Below are 23,923 nucleotides of genomic sequence, written 5' to 3' on the forward strand. Positions count from 1 at the left end.
TCGCTGATATCACGGACTTTTTTTGTGATTCTTCGGATCAGGTTATGGGCGAATCGGTTACCTCGGGCCATTAATTCGAACAGATATTCGTTTATCGATTCGGCGGGGACGGCGAGTGGCGCGAGCGGTGCCAGCGGCGCAGCAGCCCCTCCGGCACCTCCTCCGCGGTGATCGCGTAGACGAGGTGGTCGCGCCAGGCGCCGTCGATGTGGAGGTAGCGCGGACGCAGCCCCTCCTCGCGCAGGCCCAGCTTCTCCACGACCCGCCGGCTCGGCCCGTTCTCGGGGCGGATGCACACCTCGATCCGGTGCAGGCCGACCTTGCGGAAGCAGTGGTCGACCGCCATCGCGACCGCCGTCGGCATCACGCCGCGGCCCGCCACGTCGCGGTCCACCCAGTAGCCGATGTGCGCCGCGCACATCGAGCCCCAGGTGATCCCGGCGACCGTCAGCTGGCCCACCAGCCGCCCCTGGTACTCGATGACGAAGGGCAGCATCCGGCCCGCGTTCGCCTCCGCCCGCAGGTGACGGACCATCTGGCGGTACGTGGGCCGCTGGATCACCGGCCCCCACGGGGCGGGCGGCGGGATCGTGGCCTCCCACGGCCGGAGCCAGTCGCGGTTGCGCTGGTTGACCTCCCGCCAGTCCTTCTGGTCGCGCTGTCGTATCGGCCGGAGCGTGACATCGCCGTCGGTCAGGACCACGGGCCAGGTGGGGCCGTTCAGCTCGGGCTCCCGGAGGGTGCCGCCGGTCTGGGGTGGTCTCCGCCGCGGATCTGGTCGACCGCGTGCGGCAGGATGCGGGACAGGACCGCGAGGCCGTCGCGCACCCCGCCCGTGGAGCCGGGGAGGTTGACGACGAGGGTGCGCCCGGCGACGCCCGCCAGGCCCCGGGACAGGGCCGCGGTCGGCACCTTCGCCAGGCCCTCGGCGCGGATCGCCTGCGGGATCCCCGGGATCTCGTAGTCCAGCACGCGCGCGGTGGCGTCGGGGGTGCGGTCGGTGGGCGAGATCCCGGTACCGCCGGTGGTCAGGATGACGTCGTAGGCGGCGGCCACGCCCTCGCGCAGCGCCTGCTCGACGGGGTCGCCGTCGGGCACGACCCGCGGGCCGTCCACGGTGAAGCCGAGCGCCTCCAGGGCCTCGGCCAGCAGCGGGCCGCCCTTGTCGGCGTACACGCCCTGCGAGGCCCGGTTGGACGCCGTGACGACGAGCGCCCGGCCGAGGCTCCCGGCCGGGGGCGGGGCGGCCTCCGGCGCCGCCGCCGCGTGGTGGCTGTGCACTTCGCCGCCGCGCGGGGCGTTCACGAGCGGGTCCAGTCGCCGGACTTGCCGCCGGTCTTCTCCTCCACCCGGACGTCGGTGATGACGGCGCCCTTGTCGACCGCCTTCACCATGTCGATCACGGTGAGTCCGGCGACGGCGACGGCGGTCAGCGCCTCCATCTCGACGCCCGTGCGGTCGGTCGTCTTCACGGTGGCGAGGATCTCCACGGCGTCGTCGGCGACCGACAGGTCGACCTTCACGCCCGAGACGGCCAGCGGGTGGCACAGCGGGATCAGGTCGGGGGTCTTCTTCGCCCCCATGATCCCGGCGATGCGCGCGGTGGCGAGGGCATCGCCCTTGGGCACGCCCTCGCCGCGCAGCAGCTCGATCACCCGGGGGGAGACGAGTACGCGTCCACTGGCGCGCGCCGTCCGGGTGGTGACGTCCTTCGCGGAGACGTCGACCATCCGGGCCGCACCGGCCTCGTCGATGTGGGTGAGCCTGCTCTCGGTACTCATTGCTGCGCCGCTCCGCTCTGGGCCCCCGGGGGCCTGTGTGGTGCGACACACGCTACCCGCACGGGCCGCCGGAGGGGTGCCCCGGGGGAACGGCTCCGGGCGCGCCCGGACGCCGGTCGCGGCTCAGCCGAGCAGGACCACTTCCAGCTCGCTTCCCGGCTCGACCGAGGTGACGTCCTCCGGTACGACCATCAGCGAGTCGGCGTGCGCCAGTGCGGCGATCAGGTGGGACCCCGATCCGCCGACGGGACTGACCGTGCCGGTCTCGGGGTCGTACGCGCCGCGCAGGAACTGGCGGCGGCCGGCCGGGGAGCGCAGTGCCGTGTCGGCCTTGAGCACGGCCCGTACGCTCGGCCGCCGGACCTCGGACTCCGGCAGACCCATGAGGGCGCGGATCGCGGGGCGCACGAACAGCTCGAAGGAGACGTAGGAGGAGACCGGGTTGCCGGGCAGCGCCAGCAGCGGGGTGTGGTCCGGGCCGATGGTGCCGAAGCCCTGCGGCTTGCCGGGCTGCATGGCGAGCTTGCGGAAGTCGATGCGGGTCGCGTCCACGTCGACGTCCGCGTCGCCGTCACCCGGACCGGACGCGGTGGACGTACCGGACGCGGTGGATGTGCCGGACGTGCCGACCGAGGAGAGCGCCTCCTTGACCACGTCGTAGGCGCCGACGCTGACGCCGCCCGTGGTCACGAGCAGGTCGGCCCGGATCAGCTGGTCCTCGATGGTGGAGCGCAGGGTGTCGGCGTCGTCGGCGACGGCGCCCACCCGGTAGGCGATGGCGCCGGCGTCCCGGGCGGCCGCCGCCAGCGCGAAGCTGTTGGAGTCGTAGATCGCCCCGGCGGTGAGCGGCTCGCCGGGCTGGACCAGCTCGCTGCCGGTGGACAGGACCACCACGCGCGGGCGCGGCCGCACCCGGACGGTGCCGCGCCCGATGGCGGCGAGCAGGGCGATCTGGGGCGGGCCGAGGACCGTGCCGGCCGCCAGTGCGAGGTCTCCCGCCTGGACGTCACTGCCGCGCGCGCGGACGTGCGCCCTCGCCTCGGCCGCGCGGTGCACCCGTACCTCGCCGCCCGCCCGCTCGGGTGCGGCGCTGGCCGGGGTCATCCCGGAGGCGGCGCCGCCTCCGGTGCCGCCGTCGGTCCACTCCACCGGTACGACGGCTTCCGCACCGGGCGGCAGCGGGGCGCCGGTCATGATCCGGGCGGCCTCGCCGGGGCCGACGGTGGGCAGTTCACCGCTGCCCGCCGCGACGTCCCCGATGACAGTCAGCACCGCGGGGAACTCCTCGCTCGCGCCCTGGACGTCGGCCGTTCGGACGGCGTAGCCGTCCATGGAGCTGTTGTCGAAGGGCGGGAGGGCGACGGGCACGGTGACGTCTTCGACCAGGACACAGCCCTGGGCGTCCAGCAGCTGGAGCTCGATCGGTTCCAGCGGCCGGACGGCCCCGAGGACGTCCGCGAGGTGCTCGTCCACGGACCACAGACGGTGGCCGTCCGCCGGTCCCGGATGCTGCGGTGCGGAACTGCTCAAGGTGCTACATCTCCTCCGTGACGTAACGGTGAAGCCAGGTGCGGAACTCGGGGCCCAGGTCCTCACGCTCGCACGCGAGGCGGACGATGGCCCGCAGGTAGTCGCCGCGGTCCCCGGTGTCGTAGCGACGGCCCCGGAAGACCACGCCGTGCACCGGGCCGCCCACGCTCTCGTCGGCGGCCAGCTTCTGCAGGGCGTCGGTGAGCTGGATCTCCCCACCGCGGCCCGGCTCGGTCTCCCGCAGTATGTCGAAGATCGCGGGGTTGAGGACGTAGCGTCCGATGACCGCGTAGTTGCTGGGGGCGTCCTGGGGCTCCGGCTTCTCCACGAGACCGGTGATGCGGACCACGTCCGCCTCGTCGGTGGCCTCGACGGCGGCGCAGCCGTAGAGGTGGACGCTGGCCGGGTCGACCTCCATGAGGGCGATGACGGTGCCGCCGGTGCGGGCGTGGATGTCGGCCATCTGACGCAGCAGCGGGTCGCGCGGGTCGATGAGGTCGTCGCCGAGGAGGACGGCGAAGGGCTCACGGCCGACGTGCGGCTCGGCGCACAGCACGGCGTGGCCCAGGCCCCGGGGGTCGCCCTGGCGGACGTAGTGCATGGTCGCGAGGTCGCTGGACTCCTGGACCTTCTTCAGCCGGTCGTCGTCACCCTTGGCGATGAGGGCGGACTCCAGTTCGTAGTTGCGGTCGAAGTGGTCTTCCAGCGCACGCTTGTTACGCCCAGTGATCATGAGGACGTCGTCGAGTCCGGCCGCCACGGCCTCCTCCACCACGTACTGGATGGCCGGCTTGTCCACAACCGGGAGCATTTCCTTCGGGGTCGCCTTGGTCGCCGGAAGGAAGCGGGTGCCGAGGCCAGCGGCCGGAATGACGGCCTTCTTGATCACGGGGTGCAACATAGTCATGGCCAGAACGATAGTGGGTCCTGCCGAACGCCCGACGAGTGCATGGCTGCTAGGTCCGCATATGCCCTGATTCGAAGGAAATTTGATTCTCGTGGCAGAGAAACCTCCCCCGGCGTCCGCCAAGTCCGAGCTGCGCCGTGAACTCCTCGCGGCCCGTCGCTCCTTGTCCCCCGACGCCCGCGCGGCGGCGGCCGCCGCGCTCGCCGTCACCGCCCTCGAACTGCCCGAACTGGCCGGTGCGCAGACCGTCGCGGCGTACGTCTCGGTCGGCGGCGAGCCCGGCACCCGCGAACTCCTCGACGCCCTGCGGGCGGCCGGGAAGCGGGTGCTGCTCCCCCTGCTGCTGCCCGACAACGATCTCGACTGGGCGGCGTACGGGGGCCCCGGCAGCCTCTCGGAGGCCGCCCACCCGGGGAAGATGCGGCTGCTGGAGCCGTCCGGTCCCGCGCTCGGTCCGGACGCGGTGACGGGGGCCGACGCCGTACTGCTGCCCGGCCTCGCGGTGGACGGGCGCGGCATGCGGCTGGGCCGTGGCGGGGGGTCGTACGACCGGGTGCTCCAGCGGCTGGAGCGGGCCGGGGCCCACCCGGCGCTGGTGGTGCTCCTCTACGACGACGAGGTGGTCGCGCGGGTCCCGGAGGAACCGCACGACCACCCCGTCCAAGCGGTGGCCACCCCGTCGGGGGTGCGCCGCTTCAGCTCATGAGGCCGCCGGCTTGAGGGTCAGGGTGTCGACCGTGGCCTTCTCGACGGCGTCCTTGCCGAAGGGCCACTCCAGCAGCTCGCCCTTGGCCCACATCTGCGTCTGGTCCGTGTAGTGGGAGTTGTACGCGTGGCCCGAGGCGCCGGTCAGGTTGATCCAGCGGGACTTGTCCAGGTCGCTGAGGTTGACGACCATCCGCATCGACGGCACCCAGGTGACCCCGTAGCCGCTGGAGGCGTTCCAGCCGGTGGCGTTGACGGTCGCCTCGCCGCCGCCCACGTTCCACGGGCCGCGGTTGAGGAGCCACTGCATGAAGCCGGGACCCTCGGTGCCGATCGTCTGGTTCTTCAGGTTCAGCTGGTGCAGCCGGCCCCAGCTCCAGGTGGACTGGTCCTTGCCGAGCTTGGCGGTCAGCTCCCAGCGGGCGTCCGCCATGGCTCGCGCGAACAGCTCGTCGCGGGTGGTGGTGGCCGGCTTGTTCAGGCCCTTCGCGGGCGCGCTCCACCACGCCGACTTCTCGTCCTTGACCAGGCGGCGGACCACCTCGAACCACCGGTCGCCGCCGTCGGGCTGCGCGGAGTCCGCATCACGGGTGCCGCATTCGCGGACCGTCTTGGACAGGTCGTCGGCCGGGCCGGTGCCGTTGCCGAGGACGTTCATGCAGCTGCCCTCGATCCGCAGCTCCTTGGGCATCTTGTCGCCGAAGGACAGCTTGAGGATGTTGCGCCAGACCGCGTTGAAGTAGGCCGCGGCCGCCGAGTCGGACTCCTGCGTGTAGTTCCAGCCGTCCAGCAGCTTCTGCGCGGCGCGCACGCCCGGGTCCGAGATCTGGATCTTCGACAGCATCGGGGTCAGCAGCGCGGCGATCTCGCTGCTGTTGTCCATCTGCATGGTGCGCATGTCGTCGGTCGAGATCTTCCCGCCGTCCTTGATCTTCGCCTCGATGAGGTCGTTGATCCGCTGGCTGCGGGCGCCGTATCCCCAGTCGGTGGTCAGCAGGTGCGGGTACTTGCCCGCGCCGGTCCCGCCCTCGGCGACGGCCTGGTTGGCGGTGACGACGTAGCCGCGCGAGGGGTTCAGGTCCCAGGGCAGCTCGCTCTGCGGGATGTAGCCGGCGTTGCCGTCCCGGCCGCCCTTCCAGGCGTACTTGGAGTCCCAGCCCGGGGCGGGCATCCGGCCGTCGCCCTGGCCGCGGACCGGGATGCGGCCGGGGGCCTGGTAGCCGATGTTGTTCTTGTTGTCGGCGTAGATCAGGTTCTGCGAGGGCACGTCGAAGTCGGCGGCCGCCTTGCGGAAGTCGTCGAAGTTCTTGGCCTGGTTGAGCTTGAAGACGGCGTCCATGGTCCTGCCGGGGTCCAGCGCGGTCCAGCGCAGGGCGATGGCGTATCCGTCGCCGCGGTCGGGGGCGGAGACGTCCACGGGGGCGCGGGTGCCGACCGTGCCGAGCTCCTCGCTGCGGTCGGAGACGAGCGGGCCGTTGTTGGTGGTGCGGACCGTGATCTTCTTGCTGGCGCCGCCCGCGACCTTGATGACCTCTTCGCGCAGGCCGAAGGGGAGGACGCGGTTGTCGTAGACGTAGCCCTCGGGCTTGATCTGTTCGAGGTAGAGGTCGGTGACGTCGGCGCCGAGGTTGGTCATGCCCCACGCGATGTCGTTGTTGTGGCCGATGACGACGCCGGGCATGCCGGAGAAGGTGAAGCCGGCCACGTCGTACTTGCACTGGGCCGAGACGGTGCGGCAGTGCAGGCCCATCTGGTACCAGACCGAGGGCAGTTGCGGCGACAGGTGCGGGTCGTTGGCGAGCAGGGGCTTGCCGGTGGTCGTGTACTTGCCCGAGACGACCCAGGAGTTCGAGCCGATGCCGCTGCCGTTGGGGCCGAGAATGGCGGGGACCTTCTCCAGGGTGTCGGCGAGGGCGCTCAGCTGGGTGCGCAGGCCCACGCTCGCGCCCTGGGCGGTGGCGTTGCCGGCGAGGCCGGTGGGGTCGCCGGCGCCCGCGGCGGTGGAGGCCTGGGACGCGGCGGCGCCGCCCGAGCCGCCGGCGGAACCGGAGCCCGAGCCGGTGCCACTGCCACTGCCCGCGTTTCCGGTCTGGCCCTGGGGGGTGTACTTCCCGCCGTCGACCTTGCCGCCCTCGACGACCGGCTTGTTGCGGTCGAAGGGGTAGGGCGGGTAGAGCTCGGCGATCTGCGCCTGCGAGAGCTTGCCCGTCATCAGCGCGCGGTCGATCTCGTCCTGCATGTTGCCGCGCAGGTCCCAGGCCATCGCCTTGAGCCAGGCCACCGAGTCCACCGGCGTCCACTTCTCGGGGGCGTAGCCGTCGCTGAGCCGCAGGGCGGCGTGCTCGACGGAGAGGTCCTTGCCGGACTTGCCCTTCAGGTAGGCGTTGACCCCGTCGGCGTAGGACTGCAGGTTCTTCTTCGTCTCGGCGGAGAGCCTGGTGTCGTACTCCTCCTGCGCGACCTGGCGCCAGCCCAGCGTGCGCAGGAAGGCGTCGGTCTCGACCTGGCCGGCGCCGAACATCTCCGAGAGCCGCCCCGAGGTCATGTGGCGGCGTACGTCCATCTCCCAGAAGCGGTCCTGCGCGTGGACGAAGCCCTGCGCGCGGAAGAGGTCGCCGTCGTTGTCCGCGTAGAGCTGCGGAATGCCGTTGGCGTCGCGCTTGACCTCGACCGTCCCGGTCAGGCCGGGCACGTCGAGGGAGCCGGTCGTCTGGGGGAAGGAGGCGCGCACGCCGTCCACGCTCCAGTACGCCCCGTAGCCGAGGCCCGCGACGAGACCCAGGACGAGTACGAGCACGATCAGACGGGCGCGTCGTCCCTTCTTCTTGGCGGGAGGAGCGGTTTCGTTGGCGGGCATCGCTGTCCTTAGAGGGGCAGGGTGGTCCTGGGAGTGCTGGGAGCAACCATAGGCGCAGGACCGACTGCGTTGATCCGCCAGGGGTGGAGGCCGTGTGGAGGGCATGTATCGCACGACGGCCCGGGCGGCGGCCCGGAAACGATCCGGCGACGGGTCCGGCGGTCCCGGAGACAGGGGCGAAACACCGTTCACAATGTGGTTATCGCGTAAAGGGCGCGTCAAAGATTAGGTAAGGTAACGAATTACTTGCCGAACTTGCCGCCGGGAGGATCGATCCACCGGGCGCATTGAGGAGGGCCGCCCGCTGACTGTCCACACGCTCAATGAGCTCCTGCTGGTCTGCTCGCTCGTACTGCTCGTCGCGGTGGCCGCGGTGCGGCTCTCGTCCCGCAGCGGCCTGCCCAGCCTGCTCATCTACCTCGGCATCGGCGTCGCCATGGGCCAGGACGGGATCGGCAACATCGGCTTCGACAACGCCGAGCTGACCCAGGTCATCGGCTACGCCGCCCTCGTCGTGATCCTCGCCGAGGGTGGTCTGGGCACCAAGTGGAAAGAGATCAAGCCGGCCCTGCCGGCCGCGATCATGCTCTCACTGGTGGGCGTCGCGATCAGCGTGGGCGTGACGGCGGCGGGGGCGCACTACCTCGTCGGGCTGGAATGGCGCCAGGCGCTGCTGATCGGAGCGGTCGTCTCCTCGACGGACGCGGCGGCCGTCTTCTCCGTGCTGCGCAAGGTCCCGCTGCCCTCCCGGATCACGGGCGTCCTGGAAGCCGAGTCGGGCTTCAACGACGCACCCGTCGTCATTCTGGTGGTGGCCTTCTCCACGGTCGGCCCGGTCGACGAGTGGTACGTCCTGCTCGGCACGATCGCCCTGGAGCTGGCCATCGGCGCCGCGATCGGCCTGGCCGTGGGCTTCGTCGGCGCCTACGGCCTGCGGCACGTCGCACTGCCCGCCTCCGGCCTGTACCCGATCGCCGTGATGGCCATCGCGATCACGGCGTACGCGGCCGGCGCGATGGCGCACGGCTCCGGCTTCCTCGCGGTCTACCTGGCGTCGATGATCCTGGGCAACGCCAAGCTCCCGCACTGGCCCGCCACGCGCGGTTTCGCCGACGGGCTCGGCTGGATCGCCCAGATCGGCATGTTCGTGCTGCTGGGCCTGCTGGTCACCCCGCACGAGCTGGTCCGGGACTTCTGGCCCGCGGTGGTGATCGGCCTGGTGCTGACGATGGTGGCGCGGCCCCTGGAGGTCTTCGTCAGCCTGCTGCCCTTCCGGATCCCGTGGCAGGAGCAGGTCCTGATGTCGTGGGCGGGCCTGCGCGGCGCCGTGCCCATCATCCTGGCGACCATCCCGATGGTGTCCGGGATCGAGGGCAGCGACCGCGTCTTCAACATCGTCTTCGTGCTGGTCGTCGTCTACACCCTGGTGCAGGGGCCGACCCTGCCCGGGCTGGCGCGCAGGCTGGACCTCGGGCAGGGCATGGAGACCGCCTCCGACCTCGGCATCGAGTCGGCTCCGCTGGAGAAGCTGCGCGGGCACCTGCTGTCCTTCGCCATCCCGGCCGCCTCCCGGATGCACGGCGTCGAGGTGAGCGAGCTGCGGCTGCCGCCGGGGGCGTCGGTCACGCTGGTCGTCCGGGAGGGCAAGAGCTTCGTGCCGGCGCCGTCGACCGTGCTGCGGCGCGGTGACGAGCTGCTGGTGGTGGCCACGGACCCGGTCCGGGACGCGGCGGAGGCGCGGCTGCGGGCGGTGGCGCGGGGCGGCAAGCTGGCGGGCTGGCTGGGGACGGGCAACGGCTCCGCCCACCGTTAGGGTCTGCATCGAGTTGCCCCGCGGCGTCGCGACGCCCGGCACGCGCCCTGCTCCACGGGGCGACTCGATACAGACCCCAGGGCGCATGGCGCCGCTCCATCAGAGCGGCGCTCTCGTCCGGCCGGATGGTGCGAGACAGGACCGCCCTTGTCCCGACATGTACGGTCTTTCGGGCGCGGAGCTCCCGTCAATCACAGGTGGAGAGTCGCCTTGTCGGCACAATCACAGGGCGTGATATCGGCTTCCCCTGTACGATGAAGGCACAACAGATCGAACCAACTCTGCCTGACGCAGAGCTGGCGCGACCGCAAAGCGGCCGTGGCCCCCGCAGTGGGCGCCCAGGTATCACTCGGTTATGCGCAAGAGGACAGCTCTCGGGGCTCCCAACACGTACGGGTGCGACCGCTCACAAAGCACGGCACCGTCCGCAGACGGGGATGCTCTACCAGGCAGCGGAAAGGCAAGGCCGTGACATCCGCGGTCACGTCCGACAAGTCCGCCCGCCCCGGCTACGGGCAGCTCCTGCGCACGCCGGGCGCCCTCGGCTTCGTACTCCCCGGCTTCGCCGCCCGGCTCCCCTTCGGCATGCTGACCATCAGCATCCTGCTGCTGGTGCAGCACACCACCGGTTCCTACGGCAGCGCCGGCATCGTCGCCGCCGTCACCGGCATCTCGATGGCCCTCTCCGCCCCGCTGATGGGCATCTTCACCGACCGGTACGGCCAGAGCGCCGTGCTGGTGCCCGTGGTCCTCGCGCACGCCGCCGCCGTCACCGGCCTCGCCGCCCTGGCCCTGGCCGACGCGCACGTCTGGGTCCTGGCGCTGGCCGCGGTCCCGGCCGGCGCCTCGGTGCCGCAGGTCGGCCCGATGGTCCGCGCACGCTGGGCGGCCCGGCTTGAGGGCTCGCCGCTGCTGCCGACGGCCGCCGCCTTCGAGTCCGTCACCGACGAGTTCACCTTCGTCGTCGGCCCGGTCCTCGCGACCGCGCTGTGCACCGGCGTCCACCCGGCGGCCGGCCTGGTCACCGAGGCCACGCTGACCCTGCTCGGCGGCCTGCTCTTCGCGGCCCGGCGGGCCTCCCAGCCCACGACGCACGCCCCGTCGGCCACCGGCGAGAAGCGCGCCTTCGCTCTCTCCCACCCGGGGCTGCGCGTCCTGATTTTCGCCTTCCTCGGGATCGGCGCCGTCTTCGGCGGCATGCAGGTCTCGCTCGCCGCCTTCTCCAACGAGATCGGCAACCCCGGCGCCAACGGCCTGCTCTACGGCGTCTTCGCGGCCGGCAACATGATCGCGGGCATCGCCATGGGCGCCGTCGCGTGGAAGATCGGCCCGCGCCGCCGGCTGGTCCTGGGCTACGCCGGCCTCACCGCCGCCGCGTCCGTCCTGTGGGCGGCGAACTCGGTGATCCTGCTGGGCGCGCTCGGCCTGGTCGTCGGCCTGTTCATCGCCCCCGCCCTGATCACCGGCTACACGATGGTCGAGCAGCTGGTCCCCGCGAACGCCCGGACCGAGGCCTTCACCTGGCTGACCGGTTCGATCGCCTTCGGTCAGGCCATCGCGGTCATCCTGGCCGGCCGGCTGACCGACGCGCACGGGGCCTCGTACGGCTTCCTGGTGCCGATGGCGGCCACCGCGCTGGCGCTGGCGACGCTGCTGGCGCTGCGGGCGAAGCTGGCCCCGAAGCCCGCGAAGGCCCCGAGCCGGATCGTGAACGCGTCGGCGTCCGCGCCCGCGCCCGCTTCCGCGCCTGGTGTCGCGCCCGGTGTCTCGTCTGCTGTCGCGCCCGGTGCCGAGGCCGCCGGACCGGCCGCCGTGAGGCCGGCCGCCGCCCCCTCGCAGGCCCCCCGTAACCGGGTGAACGAGCGTGGGATGGGTCACCGCGTGCCGGTGACGGTGGACTGATCCGCCGGAATACGTCACCATGGAGCGTCGTTAGCACTCATTGAGTGAGAGTGCCAGGAGGAAATTCGTGCCGACCTACCAGTACCAGTGCACCGAGTGCGGTGAGGGCCTTGAGGCCGTGCAGAAGTTCACCGATGACGCGCTGACCGTGTGCCCGAACTGCGACGGACGCCTGAAGAAGGTGTTCTCCGCGGTCGGCATCGTCTTCAAGGGCTCCGGTTTCTACCGGAACGACAGCCGTGGCGCCTCGTCGAGCAGCACCCCCGCCTCGAAGCCCGCCGGCTCGTCGTCGTCCTCGACGTCGACCGCCGCCGCCGCTCCCGCCGCCTCGTCCTCCTCGACGTCGTCGAGCACGAGCAGCAGCTCCACGTCGGCCGCCTGACCGCTCCTTCCCGAGGCCCCGCCCGCCCCCACACCGGGCAGCGGGGCCTCAGGCATGCCCGGTTAGGGTGAGCGGCATGGTGAACGCAGAGATCGGTGTCATCGGCGGCTCGGGCTTCTACTCCTTCCTGGAGGACGTCTCCGAGATCCAGGTGGAGACCCCGTACGGGCCTCCGAGCGACTCCCTGTACGTGGGTGAGCTGGGCGGCCGCTCGGTGGCCTTCCTGCCCCGGCACGGGCGCAGCCACACGGTCCCTCCACACAAGATCAACTACCGGGCGAACCTCTGGGCCCTGCGCTCGGTCGGTGTCCGCCAGGTGCTGGGCCCGTGCGCGGTCGGCGGCCTGCGAGCCGAGTACGGGCCGGGCACGCTGCTCGTTCCCGACCAGCTGGTCGACCGTACGAAGTCCCGCGCGCAGACCTTCTTCGACGGGGAGGCGCTGCCGGACGGTTCCATGCCGAACGTCGTGCACACCACCTTCGCCGACCCCTACTGCCCGGTGGGCCGGTCCGTGGCGGTGGCCGCGGCGCGCGGGCGGGGCTGGGAGCCGGTCGACGGCGGCACGATGGTCGTCGTCGAGGGGCCCCGCTTCTCGACCCGGGCGGAGTCGCGGTGGCACGCGGCGGCGGGCTGGTCGGTGGTCGGCATGACGGGGCACCCGGAGGCGGTCCTCGCCCGTGAGCTGGGGCTCTGCTACACCTCGATGGCGCTGGTCACGGACCTGGACGCGGGGGCCGAGACCGGGGAGGGCGTCTCCCACACGGAGGTGCTGAAGGTGTTCGGCGAGAACGTCGGCCGCCTTCGCGAAGTCCTTTTCGACGCGGTGGCGGCGCTGCCGCCCACGCAGTCCCGCGACTGCCTGTGCACGCACGCGCACGACGGCTGGGACCTGGGCATCGAGCTTCCGTAGTCCGGCGCCACGTGCAGGGCCCAGACGCCCGGGTGCCCGGATGCCCGGATGCCCGGGTGTCCGGGTGTTGTCACATCCGGGGCGGCTGTCCTGTCTTCCTCTGTGAAGGCCCCATCGGGACAGTCCGCTCCGGGAGATGACAGTCGTGCCCCGTATCTCGCTCACCCCGCCCCGCACCCTGCTGACGCGCATCGGCGCCTGGTACTCGCGACGCACCTACGGCAAGGTGCTCGACCCCGTCCAGGGCTACGGGCACAACACGCGCGTGCTGTTCTCGTACGTACGCCTGGAACAGCGGGCGGCCAAGTGGAACGCACTGGACGCCGGTCTCAAGCACCTCGCCGTGATGGCGTCGGCGGCCCGCATCAACTGCTCGTGGTGCATGGACTTCGGCTACTGGGAGGGCCTTGAGCAGGGGATGACGGCGGAGAAGATCGAACGGGTGCCGCGGTGGCGGGAGGCCCGCGAGGTGTTCGACGAGCTGGAGCTGCTGGTCATGGAGTACGCCGAGGCCATGACCGAGACGGAGCCGACGGTCACGGACGAGCTCGCCGGGACCCTGGTCGCACGGCTCGGGGAGGCGGCGTTCGTCGAGCTGACGGCGGTGGTCGCACTGGAGAACTGGCGCTCGCGCGTCAACAGCGCCTTCGGCCTGACCAGTCAGGGCTTCTCGGAGTCCTGCCGGGTGCCGGGCGGGCGGGCGGGGGCGCCGACAACGACGGCGTGAACACCGACTCCCCCGGCTCCACCGGATCCCCCGGCTCCGTCGGCACCTCCGGCTCCGTCGGCTGCTCCGGCTCGCGCGGTGCCCGGGGCTCGTGCGGCTCCTGCGACGGGGGCGGGGGTCCGTCACTCCGGAGGGTGAGCGGGTTGTCCACAGGCTGGGGACCGTCCACAGGCGCGGGCGGGATCCCGGAGGGAGGCCGGATCGTGGGGTGTGTCCGGACGGCGGGTCCGGGCACAGGAACTCTCCCCGTCTGGTGGTGACTCGTCATGTCCCGTCCGCCCATGCCCTCTTCGTACTCCCCCGTTCCGGCTTCCCCCGCTCCGGCTTCCTCCGCTTCCACGCCCTGCGCCCCCGCGTCCCGCGCTCGTACGTCCTGTGCTCCTGCGTCCTCTTCCGCGTCCTGCCTGCGGGGAGCCTGTGCGGCTGCGGACCCGGCCGTCCCTGCGGGCCTGCCCTCCCGTTCCCTGCCCGTGGGTGCGACCTCCTCCACGTGTCCGCCCCTGCGTCCTGTCCCGCCGTTCCCGCCGCTGCGGGTGGGGCGGGGATCCGGCCGGTTGCGCCGGGCGGTGCGGCGCCGGCGGCGGGCCGCCTCGGCGGCCCTGGCCGTCGTGGCGGCGGCGGTGGCCGTGGGAGGCACCGAGGCGCAGGCCTCGCGGGGCGCGCCGCCGCCTGTGGTGAAACCGCCGCCCGCGGCGGTGCGGATGGTCTCGGCGCCCGTGCGCATCGCGGACGCCGCGACCGTACGGCTGCTGCGGCCCGGGGACCGGGTCGACGTGGTCGCGGCGGAGCGGGAGCAGCCGCCCCGGGTGGTGGCTGCGGGGGCCAGGGTCGCCGAAGTACCGGCCACGGAGCGGGAGGCGGGCGACGGTGGCGCGCTGGTGGTGCTGTCCGTACCGCGGGAGACGGCGCGGGCCCTGGTGGGGGCGGGCGCGATGACGCGGCTGGCGGTGACACTGTGCTGACCCGCACGCACGATCAGTCAATTCACCTCAAAGTGAAGGCCGATTGGACACACCGCGCCCGGACTGCCGTAACTTTCGGAACCGTTGGCTCCGTGTTCGGCTCCTGTGAAGAAGGGCTCAGCGATGAGCGAGAAGAAGGAAAGCGTGCTGGCGGGCTTCAAGGCCTTCCTGATGCGCGGCAACGTGGTCGACCTCGCGGTGGCCGTGGTGATCGGCGCCGCGTTCACGAACATCGTGAACTCGGTGGTCAAGGGGATCATCAGCCCGATCGTGGGCGCGGTGGGCACGAAGAGCCTGGAGGGCTACAAGTCCTGTCTGAAGGCCCCTTGCGGGGTCGGCGCCGACGGGCAGCCGACCGGGGTCGAGATCTTGTGGGGGTCGGTGCTGAACGCCACGCTGACCTTCGTGATCACCGCTGCGGTCGTGTACTTCCTGATGGTGCTGCCGATGGCGAAGTACCTGGCGCGTCAGGAGGCGCGCCGCAAGGCCCGCGAGGGGGCCCAGGAGATCGTCGAGATCACCGAGCTGGAGGTCCTCAAGGAGATCCGGGACACCCTGGTCGCGCAGCGCGCGGGTGGCGGCGGTGTGGGCGGCCAGGCGGGTTCCCGCGACGGGTTCTGACCGGGCCGGCCGGCCCGGCCGGTCAGATGTGGTGCGGTGGCTTCTCGTCGAGGAAGCGGGCCAGGTCGGCCGCGCTTGATCCGGTGGACGGCCGCTCGCCCCAGCCGCGGTCCGTGTCGTCGGACGACTGCTGGTCCAGCGGGTCGTCGAAGTCGATCCGCGGCTTCGGCCGGGGCGGCCGAGCCTGGGGGCCGGGGTGCGGGGGCTGCGGGCCGGAGGCGGGGGTGCTGCTCATGCCTCCAGGGTACGGCCGCCGGTGGGAGCCACCCGGACCTGATCACCGGTCCTTCGGGTCGAGGAGCCACGGGCCGGTCACCGTAGCCGCTGGTGGGGCGGATCTGCGGACAGCGCTCGTGCACCGGCCGGTTCGGCCTCGGCCGTGCGCTGCCCGGCCGGCGGTCCGGGCGCGGGGGGATCCGCCCGTGGCTCAGGTCCGCCCCGTCAAGCCTCGGCGTCTGCGCCGCCCGAGGGCGTTTGCGCCTTCACGTGGAGGACGTCGCGGGCCTGCTCCGCGGCACGGGCCAGGCTCTCGGCGACGAAGTCGAGGAAACGGGCGACGTTCTCCAGGCGGACGGCGGCCGGGGTGCCCGGGCCGAGGACGCCCGCGCCCTGCCGCGCGATGTCGACCTGCTGGTTGAGGGAGCGGACGCTGGCGACCATCGACTGGTACCAGAGGTTCTCGTCGATGACGTAGCGCTCCCGGCGCCCCTCGTGGCGCTCTCTGCGCACGAGGGCCTGGCTCTCCAGGAAGGCGATCGACTTGGAGACGGACGCCGGGCTGACCTGGAGGCGCTCGACGAGTTCGGCGGCGGTCATGCTGCCGGAATCGGCGGTGAGGAGACAGACCATCACCCGTGCGGTCATCTTGTTGGACAGCCCCGACTGCATCATCACAGTGGTGAACCGCTCCTCGTACTCGGCCACCGCCTCCGGGTCGCGGCCGTGCGGCAGGGCGGCCGGCCCCGCGCCGCGGGACGCGGCGGGCTTGCGCCGGCGGGCGCGGCGCTCGGTGGCGCGGTGGGCCGCCTCCGCCCGGTAGCCGGCGGGGCCGCCGTTGCGCATGACTTCGCGGGTGACCGTCGAGGTCGGGCGGTCCAGGCGCCTGGCGATCTCGGCGTAGGCGAGGCCGTCGGCCACCCCCAGGGCGATCTGCCGGCGTTCCTGCTGGGTGAGCCTGCCTCCCGGCATCGGGGTCTCCTTCTGTGGTCCGCGGAGACTCCAGCATAGCGTTCACTCGCCTCCCATTGCAACGGAAGGTCATGCTCCGTTGCCTTAATCGGCACGCCAGTTGCAATGATTACCCGCCTTCTGCCTGCAGAAATGCCGAACTTACGCAACGAAGCAATTGCCGAGACTGCGAACGCAACGTAGCTTTTCACTCATCGGAAACGCGGCCGCAAGGGCGCCGCGGACCACGAAGGAGAAGCATCGTGCAGCAGTTCGCCACCACCGCCCCGATCGCCGCCGTCCTCGACGTCCCCGCCGGACGCATCCGGTTCATCGCCGCCGACCGCGCCGACGCCACCGTCGAGATCCTCCCGGCCGACGCCTCCAAGGGCCGCGACGTGAAGGCCGCGGAGCAGACCACGGTCGACTACGCCGACGGCGTCCTGCGGATCACCCACGCGGAGCCGAAGAACCGGATCCTCGGCACCCCCGGCTCCGTCGAGGTGACCGTCCAGCTCCCCGCCGGCTCCCGCGTCGAGGCCAGGACGGCGAGCGCCGAGATCCGCGGCGTCGGACGGCTCGGCGACGTCACCCTGGACAGCGCGCACGGCACGGTCAAGCTCGACGAGACCGCCGGCGCCCGCCTGACCCTCCAGGCCGGCGACATCACCGTCGGCCGCCTCGGCGGACCCGCGGAGATCAGCACCCAGAAGGGCGACCTGCACATCTCCGAGGCCGTCCACGGCCCGGTCGTCCTGAGCACACAGGCCGGCGACATCTGCGTCGGCGCCACCCGCGGCGCCTCCGCCACCCTCGACGCCGGCACCTCCTACGGCCGCGTCCGCAACACCCTCAGGAACGACGGCAGCGGCACGGACCTCGCCATCCACGCCACCACCGCCTACGGCGACATCACCGCCCGCAGCCTCTGACCCCCCGCCCCGATCCGCAGCCCCGATCCACAGCCCCGATCCGCAGCCCCGATCCACAGCCCCGAAGGAGCCAACACCATGACCGACCCGGCCATCGCAGCACGCGGGCTGCGCAAGTCCTACGGCGACAAGAAGGTCCTCGACGGCATCGACCTGGCCGTACCGGCCGGCACGGTCTTCTCCCTGCTCGGCCCGAACGGCGCCGGCAAGACCACCGCCGTCAAGATCCTCTCCACCCTCGTCACCGCCGACGCCGGCGAGCTGCGCGTGGCCGGCCACGACCTGGCCACCGATCCGCAGGCGGTCCGCGCCGCGATCGGCGTCACCGGCCAGTTCTCCGCCGTCGACGGCCTGATCACCGGCGAGGAGAACATGCTCCTCATGGCGGACCTGCACCACCTGTCCCGTAAGGACGGACGCCGGGTCACCGGCGAACTCCTGGAACGCTTCGACCTGGTGGGGGCCGCGAAGAAGCCCGCCGCCACCTACTCCGGCGGCATGAAGCGCCGCCTCGACATCGCCATGACCCTGGTCGGCGGCCCGCGCGTCATCTTCCTCGACGAGCCCACCACCGGCCTCGACCCCCGCAGCCGCCACACCATGTGGCAGATCATCCGCGAACTCGTCACCGGCGGCGTCACGGTCTTCCTCACCACCCAGTACCTGGAGGAGGCCGACCAGCTCGCCGACCGCATCGCCGTGCTCGACGACGGCAGGATCGCCGCCGAAGGGACCGCCGAAGAGCTCAAGCGGCTCGTCCCCGGCGGACACGTCAGGCTCCGCTTCACCGACCCGGCCGCCTACCTGGCCGCCGCCCCCGCCCTGCCCGGGGCCGCCCGCGACGACGAAGGCCTCTCCCTGCAGGTCCCCAGCGACGGCAGCCAGCGCGACCTGCGCTCCGTACTGGACCGGCTGGACCGGGCCGGCATCGAGGCCGACGAGCTGACCGTCCACACCCCCGACCTCGACGACGTCTTCTTCGCCCTGACCGGCAGCGCCGTCGCCCTCCCCGCCCAGCCCAAGGAGAACGCCCGATGAGCTCGCCCGCCCTCGCCGTCCGCGACTGCTCGACGATGCTGCGCCGCAACCTCCTGCACGCCCGGCGCTACCCGTCCCTGACGCTGAACCTGCTGCTCACCCCGGTGATGCTGCTGCTCCTCTTCGTCTACATCTTCGGCGACGTCATGAGCGCGGGCATGGGCGGCGCCGACCGCTCCGACTACATCGCCTACGTCGTCCCGGGCATCCTGCTCCTGACCATCGGCTCCTCCGTGATCGGGGCGGCGGTGTCGGTCGCCACCGACATGTCCGAGGGGATCATCGCCCGCTTCCGGACGATGGCGATCCACCGGGGCTCGGTCCTCGTCGGGCACGTGCTCGGCAGCGTCCTGCAGTCGGTCGCCGGTGTCGTCCTCGTCGGCGCCGTCGCCGTCGCCATCGGCTTCCGCTCCAAGGACGCCACCGCCCTGGAGTGGCTCGCCGCCTTCGGCCTCCTCGTCCTGTTCGCCCTCGCCCTCACCTGGATCGCCGTCGGCATGGGCATGGCCAGCCCCAACGCGGAGGCCGCGAGCAACAGCGCGATGCCGCTGATCCTGCTCCCGCTCGTCTCCAGCGCCTTCACCCCGATCGAGGCCATGCCGGGCTGGTTCCGGCCGATCGCCGAGTACCAGCCCTTCACCCCCGGCATCGAAACCCTCCGGGGCCTGCTCCTCGGCACCGAGATCGGCCACAACGGGTGGCTGGCCCTCGCCTGGTGCCTGGGCCTCGCGCTGCTCGGCTACCGCTGGTCGGCCGCACGGTTCGGCCAGGACCCCAAGTAGCCGCGCGGCAGCGCGTGACCCGCCCGCCGCACCAGGGGCGGCGGACCCGACACCGTCGGCGTCCGCCGCCCTTCCGCGCGCCCGGCGCCCCGGCGCCCGCCCGGGGCGCCAGGGGATGTCGTCGAAGCCCCGTCTGGGTGGCGGGGCCCGGCACCCCCGCCCTCACGGGCGGCCGACGCTACTTCGACGACACCCCCTAGGACCGCCCGGACAGCGCGCCCGACCTGCCGGAAGGCGGGACCTCTGGTCTTCTGGCCGGTATGGCCTACTCCCCGATGACCGCCCGCAGCCGCGAAGAGCACCACCGCACCGCGACGCCGCTGGAGCTGTTCTTCGACCTCTGTTTCGTCGTCGCGATCGCCCAGGCGGGCGCCCAGCTCGTGCACGCGCTCGCGGAGGGCCATCCCGGTACCGGGGTGATCGGCTACTTCTACGTCTTCTTCGGCGTGTGGTGGGCCTGGATGAACTTCACCTGGTTCGCCTCCGCCTACGACTGCGACGACGTGCCGTACCGGATCGCGACACTCGTCCAGATCGCCGGCGTGCTCGTCTACGCGGCCGGGGTGTCCGAGGCCTTCGGCGAGAACGACTGGACGGTCGCCGTCGTCGGCTACATCATCATGCGCGTCGCGCTGACGGCGCAGTGGCTGCGGGCCGCCGCCGGGGAGAGCGGCGCCGCCCGCGCCGCGGCACTGAAGTACGCCGTCGGGCTGGTGGTCTGCCAGGCCGGCTGGGTCCTCCTGCTGTTCGCACCCGAGGCCGCCCAGCGCTGGCTGTTCCTGGTGCTGGTCGCGGCCGAGCTGATGGTCCCGGTGATCGCCGAGCGCGGCCACCAGACGCCCTGGCACGCCCACCACATCGTCGAGCGGTACGGGCTGTTCACCATCATCGTGCTCGGCGAGACGATCGCGGCGAGCACGGTGGCCGTGAAGTCGGCGCTCGACGAGCACGAGGCCCTCGGCCTGCTGCTCCCCATCGCCGCGGGCGGGCTGCTGATCGTGTTCGCCGCGTGGTGGATCTACTTCGCCGTACCGATGCACGAGCACCTGACATCCAACCGGGAGGCCATCCCGTGGGGCTACGGCCACCTGCTGATCTTTGCGTCCGGTGCGGCGATCGGTGCGGGCATCGAGGTGGCGGTCGAGCACGCGGTCGGCAAGGCGCACGTCTCCCAGGTCGCCGCGAACGCCGCCGTGACCGTCCCGGCCGCCGCCTTCCTGTTCATGGTGTGGTTCCTGCACTCGCGCCACTTCAAGCACGGCCCCGCCCAGCAGCTGGTCCTGCCGGTGGCCGCCCTGGCCACCCTCGCCTGCACCTGGACGGGTGCCTACGCCGTCCTGTACGCGGGGCTCGTCGGGGTGGCCGCGGTCACCGCGGGCGTGGTCCTCGCCGAGCGGCCCGGCGCCGCGCCCCGGTAGCGGCCGGAGCGGCCGGAAGCGGGCAGGTGGCGGCCGGAGCGAGGACCGTCACTCCGGCGCCCCCGCGGGCGTTCTCCAGCGCAGAACGCGCAGGACGAACCGCACCGACTGGAGGCCCGGCCATGACACTCCCGGCGCAACGCCACGCCACCGACCCCGGCAGGGAGTTGGCCGAGCCAGGCTTCTGGCAGCAGCCGCCCGCCCACCGGCTCGCCGCCTTCGCCCGCCTCCGCGCCCGCGATGAGCCGGTGTTCGTACCCGAAGGGGCCGGGCACTGGGCCCTCGTCCGGCACGCCCACGTGCAGGAGGCCAGCCGGCTGCCCAAGGTGTTCGCCAGCGCTCCGGGCGTGACCACCCCGGAGCCGGCCCGCTGGGTCCGCGCCCTGTTCGGCGACTCGATGGTCAATCTCGACGGACCGGACCACGCCCAGCTGCGCAGGATCGTCCAGCGGGCCTTCACCCCACGCCTGCTGGCCGCGGCCGAGGCGGACATCCACGCCGTCGCGGGCCGCATCGTGGACGACGTCCTGGCCGACCGGCCCGACGAGTTCGTCTCCGCGGTCGCCTCCCGGCTGCCGCTGGAGGTCATCTGCAACATGATGGGCATCCCCGAGCGCCACCGCGCCGAGATCGCCGACCGGGTCAACCACGCCTCCGAGAACATCGGCGTGGAGCGCGGCCTGGCTTCCCGGCTGCGGATGCCCGGCCGGGGGCTGCGCGCGCTCGCCCGGATGCAGCGGATGGTGGCGGGCATCGGCCGGGAGCGGCGCAGGAACCCCACCGACGACCTGATCTCGGCGCTGGTCTGCGCGAACGTCGACGGCCAGGCCCTCGGCGCGCGCCAACTCGGCGCGTTCTTCTCCCTCCTGATGGTCGCCGGGGTGGAGACCACCCGCAACGCCATCACCCACGGGCTGACCCTGCTGACCGACCACCCGGACCAGCGGGAGCTGCTGCTCTCGGACTTCGAGGAGTACGCGGACGGCGCCGTGGACGAGATGATCCGGCACTCGACGCCGATCATCCAGTTCCGCAGGACGGTGACCGGCGAACACACCCTGGGCGGACGCGACTTCCGGCCCGGCGAGAAGGTGGTTCTGTACTACGCCTCCGCCAACCGCGACGAGGCGGTCTTCACCGACCCCGACGCCTTCGACATCACCCGTTCGCCCAATCCCCACCTGGGCTTCGGCGGCGGCGGTCCGCACTTCTGCCTGGGCGCGCACCTGGCCCGGGTGGAGATGAAGGCGCTCTTCCGCGAACTGCTGACGCGGCCGGTCGGACTGCGCGCGGTGGGTCTGCCGGACCTGGCGGGCTCGAACTTCGACAACCGGGTCCGCTCGCTCAGGTTCGCCTTCGAGCGGCCCTGACGGGCGGCGCCTCGGGAGTACGGGCGACCGGCCACCGGGCAGGCTGGGGGCCCGGCGGCCGGAGCGGGTGGGGCGGGTGGAGCGGGGCCCGGGATCAGCGCTGTCCGTCCCGGCCCTGGGCCGCCGCCGGACGCCCCCTGGCGGCTACTTCTGCAGGCGCCGCACGGAGAGCACGCAGTGGGCGCTGCCCGTGAGGACCTCCTCGTCGCCCGCGAAGGCCTGCAGGGTCGCCGCGTCGACCGGCCGCCCCGGGACCGCCTCGGGCCAGGCGCGCGTGGCGAAGAGGAAGTACGCCTGCCCGCTCTCGTCCGCCGCGGCGACCCACTCGTCGGGGGCGGTGCACTGCGCGTTCATCCCGGGCAGGGTGAGTGCGATCTGGTTGCCCTCCAGCAGGATCTGCACCGGGAAGCCGGCCGGGTTGCGGGTGCCGTCCATGACGACGTCGCCGATCGGCAGGCCGATCTCCTCCAGCAGCCCGCGGGCCGCCGCCTCACCGGCCTCCCGGCCACCCGGGCCGTCGCCCAGGGTGTAGGCGAGGAGGTACGGGATGTCGTGCGCCTCGGAGGGGTCGCCGATCCAGGCGAGCACCGAAAGGGTGCCGAGCTGGGACCGGTCGATTTCGGCTTGAGTAGAAGTCATGCGCCGCACCCTAGTGGTCCCGCGCCCGGGCCTTTCACGGCCTTTCACCCGGGCGGGCTAGACGACCCAGAATCCCTCTCCGGAATTCGCCCGGATGTTCGCGTCCTGGTATTCGAGCCGCACAATGCGGGCGTTTTCCGGGACTTCGAACACCACCCATCCCTCTGCCCGCTCACCGACCTCCAGGGAATCGAAGACGATCGGTTTGCCGGTCGTCAGCTCGCCGGTGGGCACCACCGGGTGGCGCTGCCCCGCGCCGTCGTGCGCCCACATGCGTCCGAGCGCCCCGTACGAGGCACCGCCCACGTTGACGAAGGACATCGAGGCGGCCACCCAGCGCTTGCCGGCGGGCGGGGCGAAGTTCTTGTCCGCGCTGATCGCGGGGTTCACGTAGGCGCCGAGCACGACCTCCAGGTGGCGTCCGACCTGCGGGCCGTGCACCCGTACGGCATCGCCCACATGGGCGGCCTCGGCCCCGGCGCGGACAGGGGCGCCCTCCCCGCCCGGAGCCCCGTCGTCCACCACGGCGGCCGGCCCCGCGGCCGGGGCGAGTCCGGCCCCGTCGGAAGCGCCCTGGCACGCGGTGGCACCCAGCAGCAGCAGCGGAAGCAGGGCGAGGGTGGGAAGGCCGGTCAGGGCAGGGAGGGCGGGCTGGCGCATGCAAGATCCCTTCGGACACGTATTTCGGCCAGTTTCACGCGCCCGGGCAGCCAATTGCTCCCAACGACACGAGCGCGCGGAGCGGGTTCGCACGGCCGCCTGCCAGCACAATGCGTTCCGGGCGGAATCCCGCCGTCCGCACCCCTTGGAGGAAGAATGCGCATCCCCGCCCGCCGAATGGCCCTGGCGGCCTTCTCGGCACTGGCCGCCAGCACGCTGTTCGGCGCTCCGGCCGCCGCCACCGTTTTCAATCAGGGTGTTTCCGTACATCACGACGCCTTCGTCGCGGCGGACGGCACCGTCACCCTTTCCGGTTCGTACCACTGCGAGCAGGCGTCACCCGAGGGGGCGATGCAGATCAAGGCGACCGTCAGGCACGAGGGCGGCCGGCTGAGCATCGGCGCGGAGCAGCCCGTATGCGACGGCAAGGAGCGCCGCTGGGTGGCGACGGCCCCGGGCCGCTGGGTGGACGTGCGCCCCGGCCACGCCGTGGTCACCGCCGAGCTGCAGGAGATCCGCCTCTCGGGCCTGATGCCGAGGTCGGTCACCACGGTCGCCGAGGCCACCGCGGACGTCGAGATCCGCCGGCACTGAGCCGGTGCGGCGCGCGCTCCCGGTGGCCGCCGCTACCGGGACCGGCACTCGGGGGCGACGCCCGTCATCGACATGAAGGCCACCGTCTGGCAGCCGGGGTCCGCGTGCGGCCGCCCCGTCGTCCAGTCCACGACCGTCGGCACCCCGGCGGCCAGCAGGAGCGCGGCGAGGACGCCGGCCACGGCGCCCCTGCTCAGCCTGCGCACAGTACGTTCCGTTCCATGGT

At 72.3% G+C, this 23,923-nt stretch carries 25 protein-coding genes; 14 read left to right on the top strand and 11 right to left on the bottom strand.

Going from position 1 to position 23,923, the window contains the following annotated elements; genetic code table 11:
- Positions 1-91: 91 nt before the first annotated feature.
- From BSL84_RS13670 to galU, 5 genes are all read right to left on the bottom strand, one after another.
- Positions 92-703, bottom strand: coding sequence for a GNAT family N-acetyltransferase (locus BSL84_RS13670; protein ID WP_030028541.1), 612 nt, complete (start codon positions 701-703; stop codon positions 92-94).
- A 17-nt stretch (positions 704-720) separates the two neighbouring features.
- On the bottom strand, positions 721-1,281 hold the full coding sequence (locus tag BSL84_RS13675; RefSeq protein WP_075972081.1) for a MogA/MoaB family molybdenum cofactor biosynthesis protein: 561 nt from the start codon (positions 1,279-1,281) through the stop codon (positions 721-723).
- A 20-nt stretch (positions 1,282-1,301) separates the two neighbouring features.
- Positions 1,302-1,781 (bottom strand): cyclic pyranopterin monophosphate synthase MoaC, encoded by a 480-nt coding sequence (gene moaC, locus BSL84_RS13680; RefSeq protein ID WP_045321795.1) that lies wholly within the window; start codon positions 1,779-1,781, stop codon positions 1,302-1,304.
- Positions 1,782-1,904: 123 nt separating this feature from the next.
- Positions 1,905-3,311 carry a gephyrin-like molybdotransferase Glp gene (glp, locus tag BSL84_RS13685; protein ID WP_045321796.1) on the bottom strand — a complete coding sequence of 469 codons (1,407 nt, stop codon included), beginning with the start codon at positions 3,309-3,311 and terminating at the stop codon, positions 1,905-1,907.
- A gap of 4 nt (positions 3,312-3,315) precedes the next feature.
- On the bottom strand, positions 3,316-4,218 hold the full coding sequence (gene galU / locus BSL84_RS13690) for a UTP--glucose-1-phosphate uridylyltransferase GalU (RefSeq protein WP_030028537.1): 903 nt from the start codon (positions 4,216-4,218) through the stop codon (positions 3,316-3,318).
- A 91-nt stretch (positions 4,219-4,309) separates the two neighbouring features.
- Here galU and BSL84_RS13695 point away from each other — a divergent pair, with 91 nt between their 5' ends.
- Positions 4,310-4,924 (top strand): 5-formyltetrahydrofolate cyclo-ligase, encoded by a 615-nt coding sequence (locus tag BSL84_RS13695; protein ID WP_030028536.1) that lies wholly within the window; start codon positions 4,310-4,312, stop codon positions 4,922-4,924.
- On the opposite strand, the gene BSL84_RS13700 is transcribed toward BSL84_RS13695, so the two are convergent.
- Positions 4,919-7,780, bottom strand: a complete 2,862-nt coding sequence (locus tag BSL84_RS13700; RefSeq protein ID WP_075970437.1) for a penicillin acylase family protein — start codon at positions 7,778-7,780, stop codon at positions 4,919-4,921. The two genes, BSL84_RS13695 and BSL84_RS13700, sit on opposite strands and share 6 nt — an antisense overlap.
- A gap of 241 nt (positions 7,781-8,021) precedes the next feature.
- Between BSL84_RS13700 and BSL84_RS13710 the strand changes: the two genes are divergently transcribed.
- The 7 genes from BSL84_RS13710 to mscL all read left to right on the top strand — a co-directional run bounded on the left by BSL84_RS13710 (position 8,022) and on the right by mscL (position 15,097).
- On the top strand, positions 8,022-9,593 hold the full coding sequence (locus tag BSL84_RS13710; RefSeq protein ID WP_420711147.1) for a potassium/proton antiporter: 1,572 nt from the start codon (positions 8,022-8,024) through the stop codon (positions 9,591-9,593).
- Positions 9,594-10,061: 468 nt separating this feature from the next.
- Positions 10,062-11,495 (top strand): MFS transporter, encoded by a 1,434-nt coding sequence (locus BSL84_RS13715; RefSeq protein WP_079273186.1) that lies wholly within the window; start codon positions 10,062-10,064, stop codon positions 11,493-11,495.
- A 67-nt stretch (positions 11,496-11,562) separates the two neighbouring features.
- Positions 11,563-11,877 carry an FmdB family zinc ribbon protein gene (locus BSL84_RS13720; RefSeq protein ID WP_030028909.1) on the top strand — a complete coding sequence of 105 codons (315 nt, stop codon included), beginning with the start codon at positions 11,563-11,565 and terminating at the stop codon, positions 11,875-11,877.
- A gap of 76 nt (positions 11,878-11,953) precedes the next feature.
- On the top strand, positions 11,954-12,787 hold the full coding sequence (locus BSL84_RS13725; protein ID WP_075970438.1) for an S-methyl-5'-thioadenosine phosphorylase: 834 nt from the start codon (positions 11,954-11,956) through the stop codon (positions 12,785-12,787).
- 136 nt (positions 12,788-12,923) lie between these two features.
- Complete coding sequence (locus BSL84_RS13730) at positions 12,924-13,514, top strand: carboxymuconolactone decarboxylase family protein (RefSeq protein ID WP_324610017.1); 591 nt, start codon at positions 12,924-12,926, stop codon at positions 13,512-13,514.
- Between the two features lie 554 nt (positions 13,515-14,068).
- Complete coding sequence (locus BSL84_RS13735) at positions 14,069-14,476, top strand: hypothetical protein (protein ID WP_324610018.1); 408 nt, start codon at positions 14,069-14,071, stop codon at positions 14,474-14,476.
- A gap of 123 nt (positions 14,477-14,599) precedes the next feature.
- Positions 14,600-15,097 (top strand): large conductance mechanosensitive channel protein MscL, encoded by a 498-nt coding sequence (mscL, locus tag BSL84_RS13740; protein ID WP_030032757.1) that lies wholly within the window; start codon positions 14,600-14,602, stop codon positions 15,095-15,097.
- A gap of 22 nt (positions 15,098-15,119) precedes the next feature.
- On the opposite strand, the gene BSL84_RS13745 is transcribed toward mscL, so the two are convergent.
- Positions 15,120-15,332 (bottom strand): hypothetical protein, encoded by a 213-nt coding sequence (locus BSL84_RS13745; protein WP_030032756.1) that lies wholly within the window; start codon positions 15,330-15,332, stop codon positions 15,120-15,122.
- A gap of 206 nt (positions 15,333-15,538) precedes the next feature.
- Positions 15,539-16,285, bottom strand: coding sequence for a helix-turn-helix domain-containing protein (locus BSL84_RS13750; protein ID WP_045321802.1), 747 nt, complete (start codon positions 16,283-16,285; stop codon positions 15,539-15,541).
- A 242-nt stretch (positions 16,286-16,527) separates the two neighbouring features.
- Here BSL84_RS13750 and BSL84_RS13755 point away from each other — a divergent pair, with 242 nt between their 5' ends.
- From BSL84_RS13755 to BSL84_RS13775, 5 genes are all read left to right on the top strand, one after another.
- On the top strand, positions 16,528-17,196 hold the full coding sequence (locus BSL84_RS13755; RefSeq protein ID WP_030031502.1) for a DUF4097 family beta strand repeat-containing protein: 669 nt from the start codon (positions 16,528-16,530) through the stop codon (positions 17,194-17,196).
- 78 nt (positions 17,197-17,274) lie between these two features.
- Entirely contained in the window at positions 17,275-18,234 is a 960-nt protein-coding gene (locus BSL84_RS13760; protein ID WP_045321803.1) for an ATP-binding cassette domain-containing protein, read from the top strand.
- Entirely contained in the window at positions 18,231-19,016 is a 786-nt protein-coding gene (locus tag BSL84_RS13765) for an ABC transporter permease (RefSeq protein ID WP_030031504.1), read from the top strand. The genes BSL84_RS13760 and BSL84_RS13765 overlap by 4 nt, the downstream gene beginning before the upstream one ends.
- 260 nt (positions 19,017-19,276) lie before the next feature.
- Positions 19,277-20,434, top strand: coding sequence for a low temperature requirement protein A (locus BSL84_RS13770; protein ID WP_079273187.1), 1,158 nt, complete (start codon positions 19,277-19,279; stop codon positions 20,432-20,434).
- Positions 20,435-20,556: 122 nt separating this feature from the next.
- Positions 20,557-21,804 (top strand): cytochrome P450, encoded by a 1,248-nt coding sequence (locus tag BSL84_RS13775; protein WP_075970439.1) that lies wholly within the window; start codon positions 20,557-20,559, stop codon positions 21,802-21,804.
- Between the two features lie 144 nt (positions 21,805-21,948).
- Here BSL84_RS13775 and BSL84_RS13780 read toward each other — a convergent pair whose 3' ends face one another.
- Both BSL84_RS13780 and BSL84_RS13785 read right to left on the bottom strand, forming a co-directional pair.
- Complete coding sequence (locus BSL84_RS13780; protein WP_030026603.1) at positions 21,949-22,443, bottom strand: DUF5949 family protein; 495 nt, start codon at positions 22,441-22,443, stop codon at positions 21,949-21,951.
- A 57-nt stretch (positions 22,444-22,500) separates the two neighbouring features.
- Positions 22,501-23,103 (bottom strand): DUF4352 domain-containing protein, encoded by a 603-nt coding sequence (locus BSL84_RS13785; protein ID WP_052680525.1) that lies wholly within the window; start codon positions 23,101-23,103, stop codon positions 22,501-22,503.
- Between the two features lie 156 nt (positions 23,104-23,259).
- Between BSL84_RS13785 and BSL84_RS36065 the strand changes: the two genes are divergently transcribed.
- Positions 23,260-23,697 (top strand): DUF6299 family protein, encoded by a 438-nt coding sequence (locus tag BSL84_RS36065; RefSeq protein WP_159393519.1) that lies wholly within the window; start codon positions 23,260-23,262, stop codon positions 23,695-23,697.
- A 32-nt stretch (positions 23,698-23,729) separates the two neighbouring features.
- Here the strand turns inward: BSL84_RS36065 and BSL84_RS36500 are convergent, their stop codons facing one another.
- On the bottom strand, positions 23,730-23,903 hold the full coding sequence (locus tag BSL84_RS36500; RefSeq protein WP_199816143.1) for a hypothetical protein: 174 nt from the start codon (positions 23,901-23,903) through the stop codon (positions 23,730-23,732).
- Between the last annotated feature and the right edge of the window lie 20 nt (positions 23,904-23,923).

Source organism: Streptomyces sp. TN58 (genome assembly GCF_001941845.1).
Taxonomy (GTDB): domain Bacteria; phylum Actinomycetota; class Actinomycetes; order Streptomycetales; family Streptomycetaceae; genus Streptomyces.